The organism is Tenacibaculum sp. TB-53 (assembly GCF_059716285.2).
The window spans coordinates 1,757,928-1,775,140 of sequence record NZ_CM202790.1 but is presented as its reverse complement, the minus strand read 5'-3'; the positions used below and the strand labels follow the sequence as shown (position 1 = coordinate 1,775,140).

The window sequence follows — 17,213 nt, the reverse complement described above, 5'->3', positions numbered from 1 at the left end:
ATGTTACAGACAGAATCAAGATTAAAAGTCGCAGATAACACTGGAGCAAAAGAAGTTTTAGTGATTAGAGTTTTAGGAGGAACAAAAAAGCGTTACGCTAGCGTTGGAGATAAAATTGTAGTTTCAGTAAAATCTGCAACTCCAAACGGAACTGTAAAGAAAGGTCAAGTATCTCGTGCAGTTGTTGTTCGTACTAAGAAAGAAGTTAGACGTAAAGACGGATCATATATCAGATTTGATGATAATGCTTGTGTACTTTTAAATCCTTCAGAGGAAATGAGAGGTACTCGTGTATTCGGACCTGTGGCTCGTGAATTACGTGAGAAACAATTTATGAAAATAGTATCATTAGCACCTGAGGTGTTATAAAATCAGATTTTAAAATGAAAAAATTTAAAATTAAATCAGGAGATACTGTTAAAGTTATAGCAGGGGATCATAAAGGATCTGAAGGAAAAGTTTTACAAATCCTTAAAGATAAGGATAGAGTAGTAGTAGAAGGTGTAAATATGGTGTCTAAACACACTAAACCTAGTGCTGCTAACCCTCAAGGAGGAATTGTAAAAAAGGAAGCTCCATTACATATATCGAATGTAGCCTTAATCGAAAACGGTGAAGCTGTTAGAGTAGGGTATGATTTTGATAAGGAAAGTGGAAAAAAGTTCAGAGTTTCAAAAAAATCAGATAAAGCAATATAACAATGAGTTACGTACCAAGATTAAGAGAAGAGTACAAGAGCAGAGTTATCAAAGCTCTTACTGATGAATTTGGTTATAGCAATGTAATGCAAGTGCCTAAATTACAAAAGATAGTTGTAAGTAAAGGTGTTGGTGCAGCTATAGCAGATAAGAAATTAATAGAATACGCTATTGATGAGTTAACTACTATTACTGGTCAAAAAGCAGTACCTACAATTTCTAAGAAAGACGTTGCAAACTTCAAATTACGTAAAGGAATGCCTATTGGAGCAAAAGTTACGTTAAGAGGAGATAAAATGTACGAATTTTTAGATAGATTAGTTACAGCTTCTTTACCACGTGTAAGAGACTTTAACGGTATCAAAGCAAATGGTTTTGATGGTAGAGGTAATTACAATTTAGGAATTACTGAGCAAATCATCTACCCAGAGATTAATATTGATCAAGTGAAAAAAATTAGTGGTATGGATATTACTTTTGTAACATCAGCAAGCACTGATAAGGAAGCTAAATCATTATTAGGAGAATTAGGATTACCATTTAAAAAGAATTAATAAGATGGCTAAAGAATCAATGAAAGCGCGTGAGCGCAAAAGAGCTAAAATGGTTGCTAAATATGCAGAAAAGAGAAAAGCCTTAAAAGAAGCTGGAGACTATGAAGCATTACAAAAGTTGCCAAAAAACGCATCACCAATTAGAATGCACAATCGTTGTAAACTAACTGGACGTCCAAAAGGATATATGCGTCAGTTCGGAATTTCACGTGTTACTTTCCGTGAAATGGCTAACCAAGGATTAATTCCAGGAGTAAAGAAAGCAAGCTGGTAAGAAGCTCTTCCATACAAAATAAAGGTGTATAACTAAACAAAGTTGTACACCTTTTTGCTTAACAAAAGGGTGTAATTAATACATACTTTAATTTCATTTTAAAATAAAAATACTCTTACAAAAACGTAATATTTTGATACTAAAAATGATAATCATCAAAAAGGTTTGATTTTCAAAAAGTTTATGTATATTTGCACTCTGTTTTTATGGGGTAAATTACGCCTTGTAAGTAAATACCACTTAAATGGTATAATGCTTATGAGATTTTACTCAAAAAACAAATAAATAAGTATTAACTGGTTTCAGGTTTAGTATTTGCGTTGATAAGATAATAATGCTAAAAACCAAAACCGAAAATTAATTAACTATGTATACAGATCCAATCGCGGATTTTCTTACTCGAGTGAGAAATGCTATTGCAGCAAATCACAGAGTAGTTGAAGTTCCTGCTTCAAAGTTGAAGAAGGAAATGACGAAGATTTTGTTCGATCAAGGTTACATTTTAAGTTATCAGTTCAATGACGATAAGGTTCAAGGAACGATTAAGATAGCTTTAAAATACGATCGTGACACGAAAGAATCAGTAATCAGAAAGATTCAAAGAATTTCAACACCAGGTTTACGTAGATACGTTGGCGCTAAAGAAATGCCAAGAGTATTGAACGGATTAGGTATTGCTATTGTTTCTACATCAAAAGGTGTAATGACAAACAAAAAAGCAAGACAAGAGAACGTTGGTGGTGAAGTATTATGTTACGTTTACTAAAAAACATTTTGTAAGATGAGTAGAATAGGAAAGAATCCAATCGCATTGCCACAAGGTGTTGAAGTAAAAGTAGACGGAAATGTGGTTACAGTAAAAGGGAAATTAGGAGAGTTAACTCAAGAAATTAAGTCTGATATTACTGTAAAAGTTGAAGATGGTACCATTACTTTAGAAAGACCATCAGAAAGTAAAGATCATAGAGCAGCACATGGTTTATACCGTGCTTTAATCAATAACATGGTTGAAGGTGTTAGCAAAGGATTTACTAAAGAGTTAGAGTTAGTAGGTGTTGGTTATAGAGCATCTAACCAAGGACAAAAATTAGATTTAGCCTTAGGTTTCTCTCACAATATTGTAATAGATTTAGCTCCAGAAGTTAAGGTTGAAACAGTATCTGAAAAAGGTAAGAACCCAATCGTAAAATTAACTTCACATGACAAGCAATTAGTTGGTCAAGTTGCAGCAAAAATTCGTTCATTCCGTAAGCCAGAACCTTACAAAGGAAAAGGAATTAAGTTTGTAGGAGAAGTATTAAGAAGAAAAGCAGGTAAATCTGCATAATAAATAAGAGAAATTATTATGGCATTATCAAAGCTTGAAAGAAGACAACGAATTAAGCATAGAATTAGAAAGATTGTTACAGGTACAGCTGAAAAACCAAGGTTATCAGTTTTTAGAAGTAACAAAGAAATCTATGCTCAGTTAATTGATGACGTTGCTGGTGTTACATTAGCATCTGCATCATCAAGAGATAAAGAAATTACATCTAGTTCTAAAGCAGAAGCGGCTACAGCTGTAGGTAAAGCTATTGCTGAAAAAGCTGTAAAGGCTGGTGTTGATACTGTTGCTTTTGACCGTAACGGATATTTATACCACGGAAGAGTTAAAGTATTAGCAGACGCTGCAAGAGAAGCTGGTTTAAAATTTTAAGAAATTATATTATGTTAGGATATAAAAACGTAGAAAGAGTAAAACCAAGCGGATTAGAGCTTGTAGATAAATTAGTTGGTGTACAACGTGTTACCAAAGTAACTAAAGGAGGTAGAGCATTTGGTTTCTCTGCAATCGTAGTAGTTGGAGATGGTAATGGAGTTGTAGGTCACGGATTAGGGAAATCTAAAGATGTTTCTTCTGCAATTGCAAAAGCAGTTGAAGATGCAAAGAAAAATTTAGTACGTATTCCTATTTTAGATGGAACATTACCACACGAACAAAAAGGTAAATTTGGTGGTGCAAAAGTATTCATCAAGCCTGCTTCACACGGTACCGGGGTTATTGCCGGAGGTGCTGTACGTTTAGTATTAGAAGCTGTAGGTATTAAAGACGTATTATCAAAATCTCAAGGATCATCAAACCCTCACAACGTAGTAAAAGCAACTTTTGATGCTTTATTACAATTACGTAGTGCTGCTACAATTGCTAAGCAAAGAGGTATATCTTTAGAGAAAGTTTTTAACGGTTAAAATTTAAGACGATGAGTAAAATTAGAGTTACACAAGTAAAAAGTCAAATCGGTCGCCTTAAAAATCAAAAAAGAACGTTAGAGGCGTTAGGTTTACGTAAAATGAACCAAACTGTAGAGCATGAAGCATCAGCTACAATTTTGGGTATGGTAAGTAAAGTTTCACACTTAGTTTCTGTAGAAGAAATTAAATAAGACAATATAAAGATGAGTTTACACAACTTAAAACCAGCAGCAGGATCTACAAAAAGCGGTAAAAGAATCGCTCGTGGAGAAGGTTCTGGTCACGGAGGTACCTCTACAAGAGGACATAAAGGAGCTAAATCTCGTTCTGGTTATTCTCGTAAAATAGGATTTGAAGGAGGGCAAATGCCACTTCAAAGACGTGTACCTAAATTTGGTTTCACTAACATTAATCGTAAAGAATATGTTGGTGTAAATTTAGACAAGTTACAATCATTAGTAGATAACGGAAAGATAACAGATACAGTTAATTTAGACGTTTTAGTAGAAAACAGATTAGCTCGTAAAAACGACTTAGTTAAAATATTAGGTGGTGGAGAGTTAAAAGCTAAATTAAATATAACTGTACATAAATTTACAGCATCAGCTAAAGCAGCTATTGAAGCAGCAGGAGGTGAAGCAGTAACATTATAAGAATTGTAAATGATGAATTTTATAAATACTTTAAAAGACATTTGGAAGATTGAAGAGTTAAAAGAAAAATTACTTTTAACCTTAGGTTTAATCGCTGTTTACCGTTTTATGGCAGCAGTTCCATTACCAGGAATTGACCCTACTCAGTTATCAGCATTAAAAGACAGTACTGACGGTGGACTTTTAGGTTTATTAAACGCATTTACAGGTGGGGCATTTGCTAGAGCGTCAGTTATGGCACTTGGTATAATGCCTTATATTTCTGCATCAATCGTGGTTCAGTTAATGGGTATTGCAGTACCGTATTTACAGAAATTACAAAAAGATGGAGAAAGTGGACGTAAGAAGATTACGCAAATAACAAGATGGCTTACGATTGCTATTACGTTGTTTCAAGCACCAACCTACATTGGAGTAATCCAAAACCAAATGGGTTTACCGCAAGAAGCATTCTTAGTAACAGGAGCAACATTTTGGGTATCATCTATCATTCTTTTAAGTGCAGGAACAATTTTTGCAATGTGGCTAGGAGAGCGTATTACTGATAAAGGAGTTGGTAATGGAATTTCATTATTAATTACCGTTGGTATTATCGCAAATTTCCCAGCAGCATTTATTCAAGAATTAGTTTCTAAGCAAACTGCAGGTGCTGGAGGAATTATGATGATTTTAATCGAATTAATAGTTTGGTTTGTAGTAATCTTGTTAACCGTATTATTAGTTACAGCAGTACGTAAAGTAGCCGTTCAATACGCACGTCGTACAGCAGTTACAAACATTAAAGATGTTGATGGCGCAAGACAGTACATTCCTTTAAAATTGAATGCAGCTGGAGTAATGCCAATTATTTTTGCACAGGCTATTATGTTTTTACCAATAGCATTAGGTCAAAAATATCCAGCATTAAACAGTTTAACTGATATTAACGGTTTATGGTATAACGTTATATTTGCTTTATTAATTATTGTCTTTAGTTACTTTTATACTGCTATTACTATTCCAACGAATAAAATGGCAGAAGACTTAAAGAGAAGTAATGGTTTTGTTCCAGGTTATAAACCAGGTGAAGAAACAGCTAACTTTTTAGATTCAGTATTGTCGAAAATTACATTACCAGGATCTATCTTCTTAGCAGCTTTATCTATTTTACCAGCAATCATTGTAAAGTTTGGAGTTACTCAAAACTGGGCAATGTTTTATGGAGGAACATCATTAATCATTATGGTAGGAGTTGCAATAGACACTATTCAGCAAATAAACTCGTATTTATTAAACAGTCGTTATGATGGTTTAATGAAAACAGGTAACAGTAACAGAAAATCATTAAAATAATATGGCTAAACAACCAGCAATTCAACAAGACGGAACTATTACAGAAGCATTATCGAATGCAATGTTTCGAGTAGAATTAGAGAACGGACATATTGTTACGGCTCACATTTCAGGAAAAATGCGTATGCATTATATAAAACTATTACCAGGAGATAAGGTAAAGTTAGAAATGAGCCCGTATGATTTATCAAAGGCAAGAATTACTTACAGATATTAAAAACACACACTGATGAAAGTAAGAGCATCATTAAAGAAAAGAAGTGCCGACTGCAAAATTGTACGCAGAAAAGGCAGATTATATGTAATTAACAAAAAGAATCCTAGATTTAAACAAAGACAAGGGTAGTTATGGCAAGAATCGCAGGTATAGATATTCCAAAGAATAAAAGAGGTGTTATCGCTTTAACTTACATCTTTGGTATAGGAAGAAGCAGAGCTAAAGAAGTTTTAGCTGCTGCCAATATAGATGAAAGTATCAAAGTTCAAGATTGGACTGATGATCAAATTGCAGCAATTCGTGAGCAAGTTGGAACTTACACTATTGAAGGTGAGTTACGTTCTGAGGTTCAATTAAGCATTAAACGTTTAATGGATATCGGATGTCAAAGAGGTATTCGTCACAGACTTGGTTTACCATTACGTGGACAAAGAACAAAGAATAACTCTCGTACAAGAAAAGGTAAGAGAAAAACTGTAGCTAACAAGAAAAAATAATCATTGATTATTTTTTACTAATAGTAAAGAATTATGGCAAAGTCTAAAGTAACAAAAAAACGTAAAGTTGTAATAGAGTCAGTTGGTGAAGCTCACGTAACTGCATCTTTCAACAATATTATTATTTCTTTAACAAACAAAAAAGGTGACGTTATTTCTTGGTCATCTGCAGGGAAAATGGGCTTCAGAGGTTCTAAAAAGAACACTCCTTACGCAGCTCAGTTAGCAGCAGAAGATTGTGCAAACGTTGCTAAAGAAGCAGGTTTACGTAAAGTAAAAGTGTATGTTAAAGGACCAGGTAACGGTAGAGAATCTGCAATCAGATCTATTCACAATTCAGGTATTGAGGTAACAGAAATTATTGATGTTACTCCGATTCCTCACAACGGATGTCGTCCACCTAAAAGAAGAAGAGTATAAGTTGAATTAATTTTCAACTTATACTTTATTTAGCGTACTTTTGTGCGTGAAAAATTAAGTATTTTAACACAGTAGGATTAAAAAGATTATCGAAGGAGTACGCCTTAATTCATAATCCCTACTAAACTAATTAGAAATGGCAAGATATACAGGACCAAAAACTAAGATTGCTCGTAAGTTTGGCGAAGCAATTTTCGGAGACGATAAAAACTTCGAAAAAAGAAATTACCCTCCAGGACAACATGGAGTAGGTAAAAGAAGAGGTAAAAAATCTGAATATGCAATCCAGTTAATGGAAAAGCAAAAAGCTAAATATACCTATGGTATTTTAGAACGTCAGTTCCGTAACCTTTTCAAAAAAGCATCAGCTTCTCAAGGAGTAACAGGTGAAATCTTATTACAATTATGTGAATCTCGTTTAGATAACGTAGTATACCGTTTAGGTGTTGCAAATTCACGTAGAGCTGCACGTCAGTTAGTATCTCATCGTCACATTACAGTTAACGGAGATATCGTTAACATTCCATCTTATAGATTAAAAGAGGGAGATGTAGTAGCAGTAAGAGAAAAATCTAAGTCGTTAGAAGCTATTGAAAACGCTTTAGCAGCTAATAGCAATGTTTACGAGTGGTTAACTTGGAATGCAGATCAAAAATCAGGAACATTTGTAAAAGCTCCAGAAAGATTACAAATTCCTGAAAACATTAAAGAGCAATTAATCGTAGAATTATACTCTAAGTAATAAATTAATCATATTGGTATTTAGCCAAAGGGTTTATTCGTATTTCTTCACACTTATAAACCGCGCAACTAAATAACAATTAAAACGAAGAAAAATAATATGGCAATTTTAAATTTTCAAAAGCCTGATAAAGTAATAATGATTGAATCTACTGATTTTTCAGGAAGATTCGAATTTAGACCTCTTGAACCAGGTTTTGGATTAACAGTTGGTAATGCATTACGAAGAGTATTATTATCATCTCTTGAAGGATTCGCTATTACATCATTACGTATCGACGGAGTTGATCATGAGTTTTCAACTATTCAAGGTGTTGTAGAAGATGTAACAGAAATTATCTTAAACTTAAAGCAAGTACGTTTTAAGAAGCAGATTGAAGAATCAGATAGAGAAACAGTTTCTATTGCAATATCAGGGCAAGAGCAATTAACAGCTGGTGACTTACAAAAGTTCATTTCAGGTTTTCAAGTACTAAATCCAGATTTAGTAATTTGTAACATGGATAAATCAGTAACGTTAAATGCTGAAATTACCATTGAAAAAGGTAGAGGTTTTGTACCAGCAGAAGAAAATAAAAGAGCTGGTGCGCCTTTAGGAACAATTTTTACAGATTCTATTTACACTCCAATAAAGAATGTAAAATATGCTGTTGAAAATTTTCGTGTAGAGCAAAAGACCGATTACGAAAAATTAGTTTTCGATATCGATACTGATGGATCTATCAATCCTAAAGATGCCTTAACAGAAGCAGCTAAGATTTTAATCCACCACTTTATGTTATTCTCTGATGAGCGTATCACCTTAGAGGCAGATGAAATTGCACAAACTGAAACTTATGATGAAGAATCATTACATATGCGTCAGTTATTAAAGACGAAACTAGTTGATATGGATTTATCAGTTCGTGCTTTAAATTGTTTAAAAGCTGCAGAAGTAGATACTTTAGGAGACTTAGTATCATTTAACAAAAGCGATTTAATGAAGTTCAGAAACTTTGGTAAAAAATCATTAACAGAATTGGATGAGTTAGTGGCTAACAAAGGTTTAAATTTCGGAATGGATTTAAGCAAATACAAATTAGATAAAGATTAACCTTTCATATTTTGCTCCTCTAAATTAGAGTAGTAGCAAGATGAGAGCTAAAACCAAATGTCATGAGACACGGAAAGAAATTTAATCACTTAGGTAGAAAAACAGCGCATAGAAAAGCGATGTTATCTAATATGGCTTGTTCTTTAATAGAGCACAAGCGAATCAATACTACTGAAGCTAAAGCGAAAGCTTTACGTAAGTTTGTTGAGCCTTTAATTACAAAATCTAAAGACGATACAACGCACAACCGTCGTGTAGTATTTAGTTACTTGCGTAGCAAAGAAGCTGTTACAGAATTATTCAAAGAAATTTCTGTAAAAGTAGCAGACAGACCAGGAGGATACGTTCGTATAATCAAATTAGGAAACCGTCAAGGAGATAACGCTCCAATGGCGATGGTTGAATTAGTTGACTACAACGAGTTATACAATCCAAAAGGAAACAAAGCTAAAAAGAGTACTCGTCGTAGCCGTCGTGGTGGAGCGAAGAAAACTGAAGCTGCAGCTGTTGAAACTCAAACTTCACAAGAAGAAGAATAAAAATGAGAATTTTTATAAATTATATCAAAGGGATAAACATTTAATGTTTGTCCCTTTTTTTATATATTTTTGCAAACAAATTACACAACACCACTAAATGAAATATCAAACACGTAAAAAAGCATTAGTTCTATTAGCAGATGGGACTATTTTCTACGGTAAATCTATTGGGATAGAAGGAACCGCAACAGGAGAAATTTGTTTTAATACAGGTATGACAGGATACCAAGAAATTTTTACAGATCCTTCTTACTTCGGACAATTAATGGTAACGACCAATGCTCATATTGGTAATTATGGAGTTAATAATGAAGAAGTAGAATCAGAAGGAATTAAAATTTCAGGCTTAATTTGTCGTAACTTCAGTTTTACACACTCTCGTGTAGATTCAGATGGGAATCTATTCGATTGGTTCGAAAAGCACAATTTAGTAGCTATTTCAGATGTTGATACACGTGCGTTAGTATCTTACATTAGAGAAAATGGAGCTATGAACGCTGTTATTTCAACTGAAATAGATAAAATAGACGAATTAAAGAAGCAATTAGCTGAAATTCCTAACATGGAAGGATTAGAATTAGCTTCTAAGGTATCAACCAAAGAACCTTATTTCGTAGGTGATGAAAATGCCCCAATAAAAATATCAGCTTTAGATATAGGTATAAAGAAAAATATTTTAAGAAACTTAGCTAAAAGAGGCGCTTATATTAAAGTGTACCCTTACAATGCTAGTTTTGAACAAATGAGTGATTTTAATCCTGATGGATACTTTATTTCTAATGGACCTGGAGACCCAGAGCCTTTAGTAGAAGCTCAAAAGACTGCTAAAGAAATAATAGAAAAAGATTTGCCTTTATTTGGAATCTGTTTAGGGCACCAAGTAATTGCATTAGCTAATGGAATTTCTACTTATAAAATGCATAATGGTCATAGAGGTATTAATCATCCTGTTAAAAATTTATTGACAGGAAAAGGAGAAATTACTTCTCAAAATCATGGTTTTGCTATTAATAGAGAAGAAACAGAATCGCATCCAGATGTGGAAATAACACATGTACATTTAAACGATAATACTGTAGCAGGTATTAGAATGAAGTCTAAAAATGTATTTTCTGTACAATACCATCCAGAAGCTAGTCCTGGACCGCATGACGCTGAATACTTATTTGATCAGTTCATTGAGAACATTAAAAAAGTAAAAGCATAAATTTTTAAAAAGTATAATAAATAAATTCCCGTGAATTAACAATCACGGGAATCTATATTAAAAGTAAATAACTATGAGTATCATAATAAACATTCATGCACGTCAAATTTTTGATTCAAGAGGAAATCCAACAGTGGAAGTAGATGTAACTACAGAAAATGGAATCGTAGGTAGAGCAGCAGTACCATCTGGTGCTTCTACAGGAGAACACGAAGCTGTTGAATTACGTGATGGAGGTGACAATTATATGGGTAAAGGTGTTTTAAAAGCGGTTGAAAATGTTAACACAGTTATTGCCCAAGAGTTATTAGGAGTATCTGTATTTGAGCAAAACATGATCGATCAATTGATGATTGATTTAGATGGAACTCCTAACAAATCAGTTTTAGGAGCGAATGCTATTTTAGGTGTTTCTTTAGCAGCAGCAAAAGCAGCAGCCAATGAATTAGGATTACCATTATATCGTTATGTAGGCGGAGTTTCAGCAAATACTTTACCTGTTCCTATGATGAATATCATTAATGGAGGTTCACATTCAGATGCACCAATTGCATTCCAAGAATTTATGGTTATGCCAGTAAAAGCTCAAAACTTTACAGAAGCAATGCAAGTAGGGTCTGAAATATTTCACAACTTAAAGAAAGTATTGCATGATCGTAATTTATCTACAGCAGTAGGTGATGAAGGTGGATTTGCTCCAACGCTTGAAGGAACAGAAGACGCTATTGAAACAATTGCCTTAGCAACTAAGAATGCTGGATACAAATTTGGAGAAGAAGTGATGATTGCATTAGATTGTGCTTCAGCTGAGTTTTATATAGATGGACAGTATGATTATACTAAGTTTGAAGGAGATAAAGGTGCTGTAAGAACTTCAGAAGAACAAGCTACTTATTTAGCTGAATTATGTGAAAAATACCCTATTATATCTATTGAAGATGGAATGGATGAGAACGATTGGGATGGATGGAAGATGTTAACAGAAAAAGTAGGAGATAGAGTTCAGTTAGTTGGAGATGATTTATTTGTAACAAACGTTGAGCGTTTATCAAAAGGAATTGAGAATGGAATTGCAAATTCAATCTTAATTAAAGTAAATCAAATAGGTACATTAACAGAAACAATTGCAGCGGTAAACATGGCGCATAATGCAGGATATACTTCTGTAATGAGTCATCGTTCTGGAGAAACTGAAGATAATACGATTGCAGATTTAGCTGTAGCTTTAAACTGTGGACAAATCAAAACAGGTTCTGCTTCACGTTCTGATCGTATGGCAAAATACAATCAATTATTACGTATTGAAGAACAATTGGCAGATGTAGCTTATTATCCGAAAGAAAAAGCGTTTAAAATAAAATAATTTTTTAATAAACTTTAAAGCCCGTACTTAAGTACGGGCTTTTTTAGTTAAGTATAGTATTGTTTTTTGATAAATAGTTTAAATATAAGAAGTAAAAGTAGGGTAAAACACTTCTAACTTTTTATATAGTTGTTTATGAACTAAAAAAATAATTATGAAAAAATCATTCCTGCTTATTTGTAGCTTATTTGTTGCAACAGTATTTTCTCAAGAACAACTAACGCAGCGTGTTTGGAGAGTAAATTTTTTAAACCCAGGGATTGAATATGAAATGCCTATTGGAAATAACTCAACTCTTTCTATAGGGGTAGGAATAGGATATAGTGGAAGTTATCCACACTCTTCAGCTTCTGGTGTAGATACAGGGTTAGTATATGCCATAAACCCTTTTTTAGACCTGCAACAGAGATGGTTTTATAATTTTGATAAACGTAAAACTAAAGGTTTGAATATAACCAACAATTCAGCAAATTTTATATCAGCTCGTATTTTAACAAGAGGTAAAACTCTTTTTGGAGATGATGTAGTAACTGATAATTTAGATTTTGCTGTCGGGACCTACTTGGGGTATCCAACGTAAATATGGTAAAAACTTTCACTTTTTATTTGATATGGGACCTATTTATTATTTTGATGTAAATGGAGGTCATGGTTTTTTCCCCTTAATGTTACAACTAAATTTAGGGTTTGATTTATAGAAATATGAAATACTTATACATATTACTTGCTGTTATTGTAATTACGTCTTGTAATTTGGTAAAATACACTCATTCTGGAGATGTAAATTCACGATTAGATTTCAGAAAAGGAAAGTGGTTGTTAAATGATGTTACTTCTTTTAAAAACATTAGAAAAGATGGTTTAACTGAAATGGCAAATGAACGATTTTCTGAACTTATAGGTAATAGACTTTTGGTAGTTAGCAACATGAAAGGACTATTAATTCCTAGTAATATTTCACCTAGTCTTGATAAATCTATTTTAAAAGATATAAAATACGGCACAGGTTATGATTACTTTATTGATATTAGAACTAAAAATATATCCAATGAAGTAGGTGTTTTAGGGGCAAGTAATTCTCTAACTGATCCTTCAAAAAACATAGGTGAGGTGACACTTAGTATCTACGATTTAAACATATTTAAAATAATATACAGTCAAACAGTAGTTGGTAAATTAGTTGTTTCTGAAAAAGATAATGATTATGCGCTTTCAAAAAACTCAAACCTTATTATTCATAGTGCTTTGAAAAGAATTATGAAGAAGATAAAGAAAAACCAAATCAAGGCTAAATAGTATAAAAAACAAAGGCTGTTTTAAATTATAAAACAGCCTTTGAAATTCAATTCAATTCGTTTATTTTAGTCGATTATATTTTAATTTAAGTTTAAGAATTCTTCTTCAGAAATTTCTCCTGAAGCAATTTTTTGTAACTCTTCTAAGTGTGCTACAATATGCTCGTGCTGACTTTGTTCGATAGTAGCAGGCTTAACTAATTCTAACTTTAATCTACCATCTTTTACATAATAGTCATAGTAGTAAAAAAAGTTTGCATCAAAGTTTCTGTTAGAATAGGTACCGTTATCTCCTAATAAGTAACCTAACCTAAAAGCAGATCTTCTTTGTGCAGCTGTACCATGAGAACTTCCATTAGGACCAGCTAATGTTTGTGAGAAGTTGTAAGCACCCGCTGCAGTATTCCAATCACTAGTATAAGTTCTACGGATAAAATATCCTCCAAAACCATCAGCTTCTAATTCAGTAGCACTAACATGATTGCCGCTAGGAATGGTATTGTCTCTAAACTGTACTTGATGTGCCATTTCATGAGCAGCAACATAAGCAATAGCAACATTACCATAATTTAAAGCACTAGCTAGCAATTCTTCTCCCCATACTACATAACCATTAGAATAAGAAAGAGCATTGAAAGTTCCGTCTCCACCTGCTAAGTATAAAGGTACATTACCCATTCCAAAAAAACTAGCTGCTTCGTTGTGTTCAGCCTTTAAAAAATTGGTAGTAGATTGATTAACGATGACATCAGCCCAATAAGAGTTTGGTCCAAAACCGTCAACAGTGTAACACTCAGCATTGTTAATTTCTAGCATGCTTGGAGAGTTAATCCCCATAGGGGCGTTGTCGCTTGTTAAATTATTGTCTTCTTTGGTACATTGTACGGCAAGAATTGATATGCATAATAATGCAATAATAAATTTAATTTTTTTCATTGTGAAAGGGTTTTATGAATTGAATTAATTTTTTCTAAAAATATATGTTGTTTTGTTAACGGAGTTAAATAAAAGATATTGTGTATTTGATTTGTTATCAAGAAAAAAATACACACTCTAAAAGAATACGGAATTTGGTATGCTTAAATAAGTTTGTAAGGTCTGAAAAAATAAGAGAATTAAGATTAAATCAATTTTATAAGAGAAATTAATTATGTCTTTCTTCTAGGTAAGGCGTTGTATTATAAGTAAGATTAGATTTGTTTTTTTTAATAAAATAAACTGATTTTTACATATTAAAAATCTATCAATTCTAACTTTTAAAATAATTCAAAAAATGGTATCTTCGCAACTCACTTCAATCATAAAAAATTATAGTAAAAAATGTCAGATATAGCAAAATTACAAATTGGCGAAAATACGTATGAGTTTCCTTTAATAAAAGGAACAGAAAATGAAACTGCAATTGATATTAAAGCCTTAAGAGGAGCCACGGGTGGAGTTATAACTATTGACCCAGGATACAAGAATACAGGTTCATGCCAAAGTGCTATAACATTTTTAAACGGTGAAGAAGGTATCTTAAGATACCGTGGATATTCAATTGAAGAATTGGCAGAAAAAGCAGATTTCTTAGAAGTGGCTTATGCGTTAATTTTTGGAGAATTACCAACTAAAGAACAATTAGATAAATTTTATGGAGACATCTTAGATGAAGCTATTGTTGATGATGACATCAAAAAAATTATTGATGCCTTTCCAAAGAATGCACATCCAATGGGGGTATTATCGTCGTTAACGTCTGCATTAACAGCTTTTAATCCATCTTCTGTTAATGTTGACTCAGAAGAAGATATGTATAAAGCTATTGTTAAAATAATGGGGAAATTCCCAGTATTGGTAGCTTGGACTTTACGTAAGAAACAAGGATTGCCATTAAATTACGGTTCACGTAAGTTAGGTTATGTTGAGAATATTTTAACAATGATGTTTCAAAAACCTAATGACGAGTATGAATTAAATCCAATAGTTAAAGATGCCCTAGATAAGTTATTAATCTTACATGCAGACCATGAACAAAACTGTTCTACATCTACAGTACGTATTGTAGGTTCTTCTCATGCAGGATTATTTGCATCGCTATCAGCAGGAATTTCAGCTTTATGGGGACCTTTACATGGTGGAGCAAATCAAGCAGTACTTGAAATGTTAGAAGCAATTAAAGAAGATGGGGGAGATACTAAAAAGTACATGGCAAAAGCTAAAGATAAAAATGATCCTTTCCGTTTAATGGGATTCGGACATCGTGTATATAAAAACTTCGACCCGAGAGCAAGAATCATTAAAAAAGCTGCTGATGAAGTGTTAAACGACTTAGGAGTTGAAGATCCAATCTTAGATATCGCAAAAGGATTAGAACAAGAAGCTTTAAATGATCCATATTTTGTAGATAGAAAACTATATCCAAATGTAGATTTCTACTCAGGAATAATATATAGAGCTATGGGAATTCCTGTAGAAATGTTTACAGTAATGTTTGCTCTAGGGCGCTTGCCAGGATGGATTGCTCAATGGAGAGAAATGCGTTTAAACAAAGAACCAATTGGTCGTCCACGTCAAGTTTACGTTGGAGAGAACTTAAGGGAATTCGTAGAATTAGACAAGAGATAAACTATTTAAAAAGTGTCATTTAAAATAATTAAATGGCATTTTTTTATGTAAAATAACTCATGATGAAAGAAATTAAAATTATCAAAAACAGATCAGACATTGGAGCAGGAACTCGTGGGTCTGACATGGGAGTAGATGCGATTGAAATTGCAGCGATAAATAAAAAAAGTAATTATTTCGATTCTTTTGATTTTGAAGATGTAATCACTGAAAACGAATCTATTTATAACAAGGTAAATAATTCGTTTGCAAAACGAATTGATAGCGTTTTTAATCAATGTAAACGATTAAGTAACCACGTGAAAGTAAATTTACAAGAAGGGAAGTTTCCTATAGTTTTGTCTGGAGACCATTCTTCAGCGTTAGGAACTATCAGTGGAATAAAAGCAGCTAACCCTAATAAAAGAGTAGGAGTAGTTTGGATTGATGCTCATGGAGATTTACATTCTCCTTATACATCACCATCAGGAAATATTCACGGAATGCCTTTATCTGCCGCTATTTCAGATGATAATTTAGACTGCCAAATTAATGATGTAGACAGAGAAACATCAGAGTTGTGGGAACGTATGAAAAACATAGGTACTCCAGGGCAAAAAGTTTTACCTGAAGACATCATTTTCTTTGGTGTTCGTGATACAGAAGAACCAGAAGACAAACAAATGGAAAAATATGGTATTAAAAACTATATGGTTGCTGAAGTTCGTTACCGTGGATTAGATGTTTGTGTAAACGAAGCTTTAGATAAATTATCTGTTTGTGATGTAATATATGTGTCGTTTGATGTAGATTCAATGGATTGTGATATGATATCTTATGGTACAGGAACACCAGTACCTAAAGGATTTGATCAACATGAAATCATTGATATAATTAACGGATTGTTAGCAAGTAATAAAGTAGCTTGTTTGGAGTTTGTTGAAGTAAACCCATTACTAGACTTTAAAGGAAATAAAATGGCTGAAACGGCGTTTGAAGTTCTTGAAGAAGTAACTAAAAAGGTAAAGAGTTTATAGTATTATAATAATTTTTGTAAAAAGCGAACTTTTAAAAGTTCGCTTTTTTATTTTTATAGAGGTCGTTTTAGAAAAAATAAACGTTTATATTTGTTGCAGTAAACTTTAGGAGTAGCTAGTTCGCTAGTTTGAGAAAGATCCTTTGAACCTGATATGGTTAACACCAGCGTAGGGAAAAGTTATAAAATCTTATTTAGGTATTGTTCATAATAAAACAATTCTGAATTTCTTCTACAGTTTACTTTAAATATATGTTAGTATGATAACGATAAAAGTAAACAATAATCAACAAGAGTTTTTAAGCCCATTAGTATTGCAAGAATTAGTAGATAAACTACAAATTAAAACCAATGGAATTGCTATTGCTGTTAACAGTAGTGTGGTAAAAAAAACAGATTGGTCTTCAAAACTACTCCAAAACAATGATGAAGTTTTAATCATTAAATCTACACAAGGAGGATAATATTTTCAGCAA

26 protein-coding genes and 1 riboswitch are annotated in these 17,213 nt (G+C 32.8%); of the genes, 25 read left to right on the top strand and 1 reads right to left on the bottom strand.

Features of this window, described 5'->3' with window-relative positions:
• The 22 genes from rplN (at position 1) to AC3VJB_RS07975 (ending at position 13,116) form a co-directional block, all read left to right on the top strand.
• Complete coding sequence (gene rplN / locus AC3VJB_RS08080) at positions 1-369, top strand: 50S ribosomal protein L14 (RefSeq protein WP_047789829.1); 369 nt, start codon at positions 1-3, stop codon at positions 367-369.
• A gap of 14 nt (positions 370-383) precedes the next feature.
• Complete coding sequence (gene rplX / locus AC3VJB_RS08075; RefSeq protein ID WP_047789828.1) at positions 384-698, top strand: 50S ribosomal protein L24; 315 nt, start codon at positions 384-386, stop codon at positions 696-698.
• Between the two features lie 2 nt (positions 699-700).
• Positions 701-1,252: a 50S ribosomal protein L5 gene (rplE, locus tag AC3VJB_RS08070; RefSeq protein WP_047789827.1), complete on the top strand. Its 552-nt coding sequence runs from the start codon at positions 701-703 to the stop codon at positions 1,250-1,252.
• 4 nt (positions 1,253-1,256) lie between these two features.
• Positions 1,257-1,526: a 30S ribosomal protein S14 gene (gene rpsN / locus AC3VJB_RS08065; RefSeq protein WP_028890738.1), complete on the top strand. Its 270-nt coding sequence runs from the start codon at positions 1,257-1,259 to the stop codon at positions 1,524-1,526.
• Between the two features lie 367 nt (positions 1,527-1,893).
• Positions 1,894-2,292, top strand: coding sequence for a 30S ribosomal protein S8 (rpsH, locus tag AC3VJB_RS08060; protein ID WP_047789826.1), 399 nt, complete (start codon positions 1,894-1,896; stop codon positions 2,290-2,292).
• Positions 2,293-2,307: 15 nt separating this feature from the next.
• Positions 2,308-2,853: a 50S ribosomal protein L6 gene (gene rplF / locus AC3VJB_RS08055; protein ID WP_047789825.1), complete on the top strand. Its 546-nt coding sequence runs from the start codon at positions 2,308-2,310 to the stop codon at positions 2,851-2,853.
• Positions 2,854-2,871: 18 nt separating this feature from the next.
• Entirely contained in the window at positions 2,872-3,222 is a 351-nt protein-coding gene (gene rplR, locus AC3VJB_RS08050) for a 50S ribosomal protein L18 (RefSeq protein WP_047789824.1), read from the top strand.
• 8 nt (positions 3,223-3,230) lie between these two features.
• Positions 3,231-3,755 (top strand): 30S ribosomal protein S5, encoded by a 525-nt coding sequence (rpsE, locus tag AC3VJB_RS08045; RefSeq protein ID WP_125064354.1) that lies wholly within the window; start codon positions 3,231-3,233, stop codon positions 3,753-3,755.
• Positions 3,756-3,766: 11 nt separating this feature from the next.
• Positions 3,767-3,949, top strand: coding sequence for a 50S ribosomal protein L30 (gene rpmD / locus AC3VJB_RS08040; protein WP_047789822.1), 183 nt, complete (start codon positions 3,767-3,769; stop codon positions 3,947-3,949).
• Positions 3,950-3,961: 12 nt separating this feature from the next.
• Complete coding sequence (rplO, locus tag AC3VJB_RS08035; RefSeq protein WP_047789821.1) at positions 3,962-4,411, top strand: 50S ribosomal protein L15; 450 nt, start codon at positions 3,962-3,964, stop codon at positions 4,409-4,411.
• Between the two features lie 12 nt (positions 4,412-4,423).
• Complete coding sequence (gene secY, locus AC3VJB_RS08030; RefSeq protein WP_047789820.1) at positions 4,424-5,743, top strand: preprotein translocase subunit SecY; 1,320 nt, start codon at positions 4,424-4,426, stop codon at positions 5,741-5,743.
• Between the two features lies 1 nt (position 5,744).
• Positions 5,745-5,960, top strand: coding sequence for a translation initiation factor IF-1 (gene infA / locus AC3VJB_RS08025; protein WP_024740627.1), 216 nt, complete (start codon positions 5,745-5,747; stop codon positions 5,958-5,960).
• A gap of 12 nt (positions 5,961-5,972) precedes the next feature.
• Positions 5,973-6,089, top strand: a complete 117-nt coding sequence (ykgO, locus tag AC3VJB_RS08020) for a type B 50S ribosomal protein L36 (RefSeq protein ID WP_010181906.1) — start codon at positions 5,973-5,975, stop codon at positions 6,087-6,089.
• A 2-nt stretch (positions 6,090-6,091) separates the two neighbouring features.
• Positions 6,092-6,457, top strand: coding sequence for a 30S ribosomal protein S13 (rpsM, locus tag AC3VJB_RS08015; RefSeq protein WP_047789819.1), 366 nt, complete (start codon positions 6,092-6,094; stop codon positions 6,455-6,457).
• A 33-nt stretch (positions 6,458-6,490) separates the two neighbouring features.
• The gene (gene rpsK / locus AC3VJB_RS08010; protein WP_047789818.1) at positions 6,491-6,877 is read left to right on the top strand and encodes a 30S ribosomal protein S11; all 387 of its coding nucleotides are present in this window, start codon (positions 6,491-6,493) and stop codon (positions 6,875-6,877) included.
• A gap of 136 nt (positions 6,878-7,013) precedes the next feature.
• Entirely contained in the window at positions 7,014-7,619 is a 606-nt protein-coding gene (gene rpsD, locus AC3VJB_RS08005) for a 30S ribosomal protein S4 (RefSeq protein WP_047789817.1), read from the top strand.
• A 99-nt stretch (positions 7,620-7,718) separates the two neighbouring features.
• Entirely contained in the window at positions 7,719-8,711 is a 993-nt protein-coding gene (locus tag AC3VJB_RS08000) for a DNA-directed RNA polymerase subunit alpha (RefSeq protein WP_047789816.1), read from the top strand.
• A gap of 62 nt (positions 8,712-8,773) precedes the next feature.
• Positions 8,774-9,250: a 50S ribosomal protein L17 gene (gene rplQ, locus AC3VJB_RS07995; protein ID WP_047789815.1), complete on the top strand. Its 477-nt coding sequence runs from the start codon at positions 8,774-8,776 to the stop codon at positions 9,248-9,250.
• A 97-nt stretch (positions 9,251-9,347) separates the two neighbouring features.
• Positions 9,348-10,457, top strand: a complete 1,110-nt coding sequence (gene carA / locus AC3VJB_RS07990; RefSeq protein WP_253055976.1) for a glutamine-hydrolyzing carbamoyl-phosphate synthase small subunit — start codon at positions 9,348-9,350, stop codon at positions 10,455-10,457.
• Between the two features lie 73 nt (positions 10,458-10,530).
• On the top strand, positions 10,531-11,820 hold the full coding sequence (gene eno, locus AC3VJB_RS07985; RefSeq protein WP_159490047.1) for a phosphopyruvate hydratase: 1,290 nt from the start codon (positions 10,531-10,533) through the stop codon (positions 11,818-11,820).
• A gap of 154 nt (positions 11,821-11,974) precedes the next feature.
• Positions 11,975-12,400 carry a hypothetical protein gene (locus tag AC3VJB_RS07980; protein ID WP_253679803.1) on the top strand — a complete coding sequence of 142 codons (426 nt, stop codon included), beginning with the start codon at positions 11,975-11,977 and terminating at the stop codon, positions 12,398-12,400.
• 122 nt (positions 12,401-12,522) lie between these two features.
• Positions 12,523-13,116, top strand: a complete 594-nt coding sequence (locus AC3VJB_RS07975; protein WP_156167073.1) for a hypothetical protein — start codon at positions 12,523-12,525, stop codon at positions 13,114-13,116.
• 80 nt (positions 13,117-13,196) lie between these two features.
• Here AC3VJB_RS07975 and AC3VJB_RS07970 read toward each other — a convergent pair whose 3' ends face one another.
• The gene (locus tag AC3VJB_RS07970; protein WP_497667014.1) at positions 13,197-14,051 is read right to left on the bottom strand and encodes a neutral zinc metallopeptidase; all 855 of its coding nucleotides are present in this window, start codon (positions 14,049-14,051) and stop codon (positions 13,197-13,199) included.
• 384 nt (positions 14,052-14,435) lie between these two features.
• Here AC3VJB_RS07970 and AC3VJB_RS07965 point away from each other — a divergent pair, with 384 nt between their 5' ends.
• From AC3VJB_RS07965 to thiS, 3 genes are all read left to right on the top strand, one after another.
• Positions 14,436-15,722, top strand: a complete 1,287-nt coding sequence (locus tag AC3VJB_RS07965) for a citrate synthase (RefSeq protein ID WP_073181419.1) — start codon at positions 14,436-14,438, stop codon at positions 15,720-15,722.
• A 59-nt stretch (positions 15,723-15,781) separates the two neighbouring features.
• Positions 15,782-16,738 (top strand): arginase, encoded by a 957-nt coding sequence (locus tag AC3VJB_RS07960; RefSeq protein ID WP_047789809.1) that lies wholly within the window; start codon positions 15,782-15,784, stop codon positions 16,736-16,738.
• 97 nt (positions 16,739-16,835) lie between these two features.
• Positions 16,836-16,930, top strand: a riboswitch (TPP riboswitch).
• Positions 16,931-16,997: 67 nt separating this feature from the next.
• Entirely contained in the window at positions 16,998-17,201 is a 204-nt protein-coding gene (gene thiS / locus AC3VJB_RS07955) for a sulfur carrier protein ThiS (protein WP_047789808.1), read from the top strand.
• Positions 17,202-17,213: the final 12 nt, after the last annotated feature.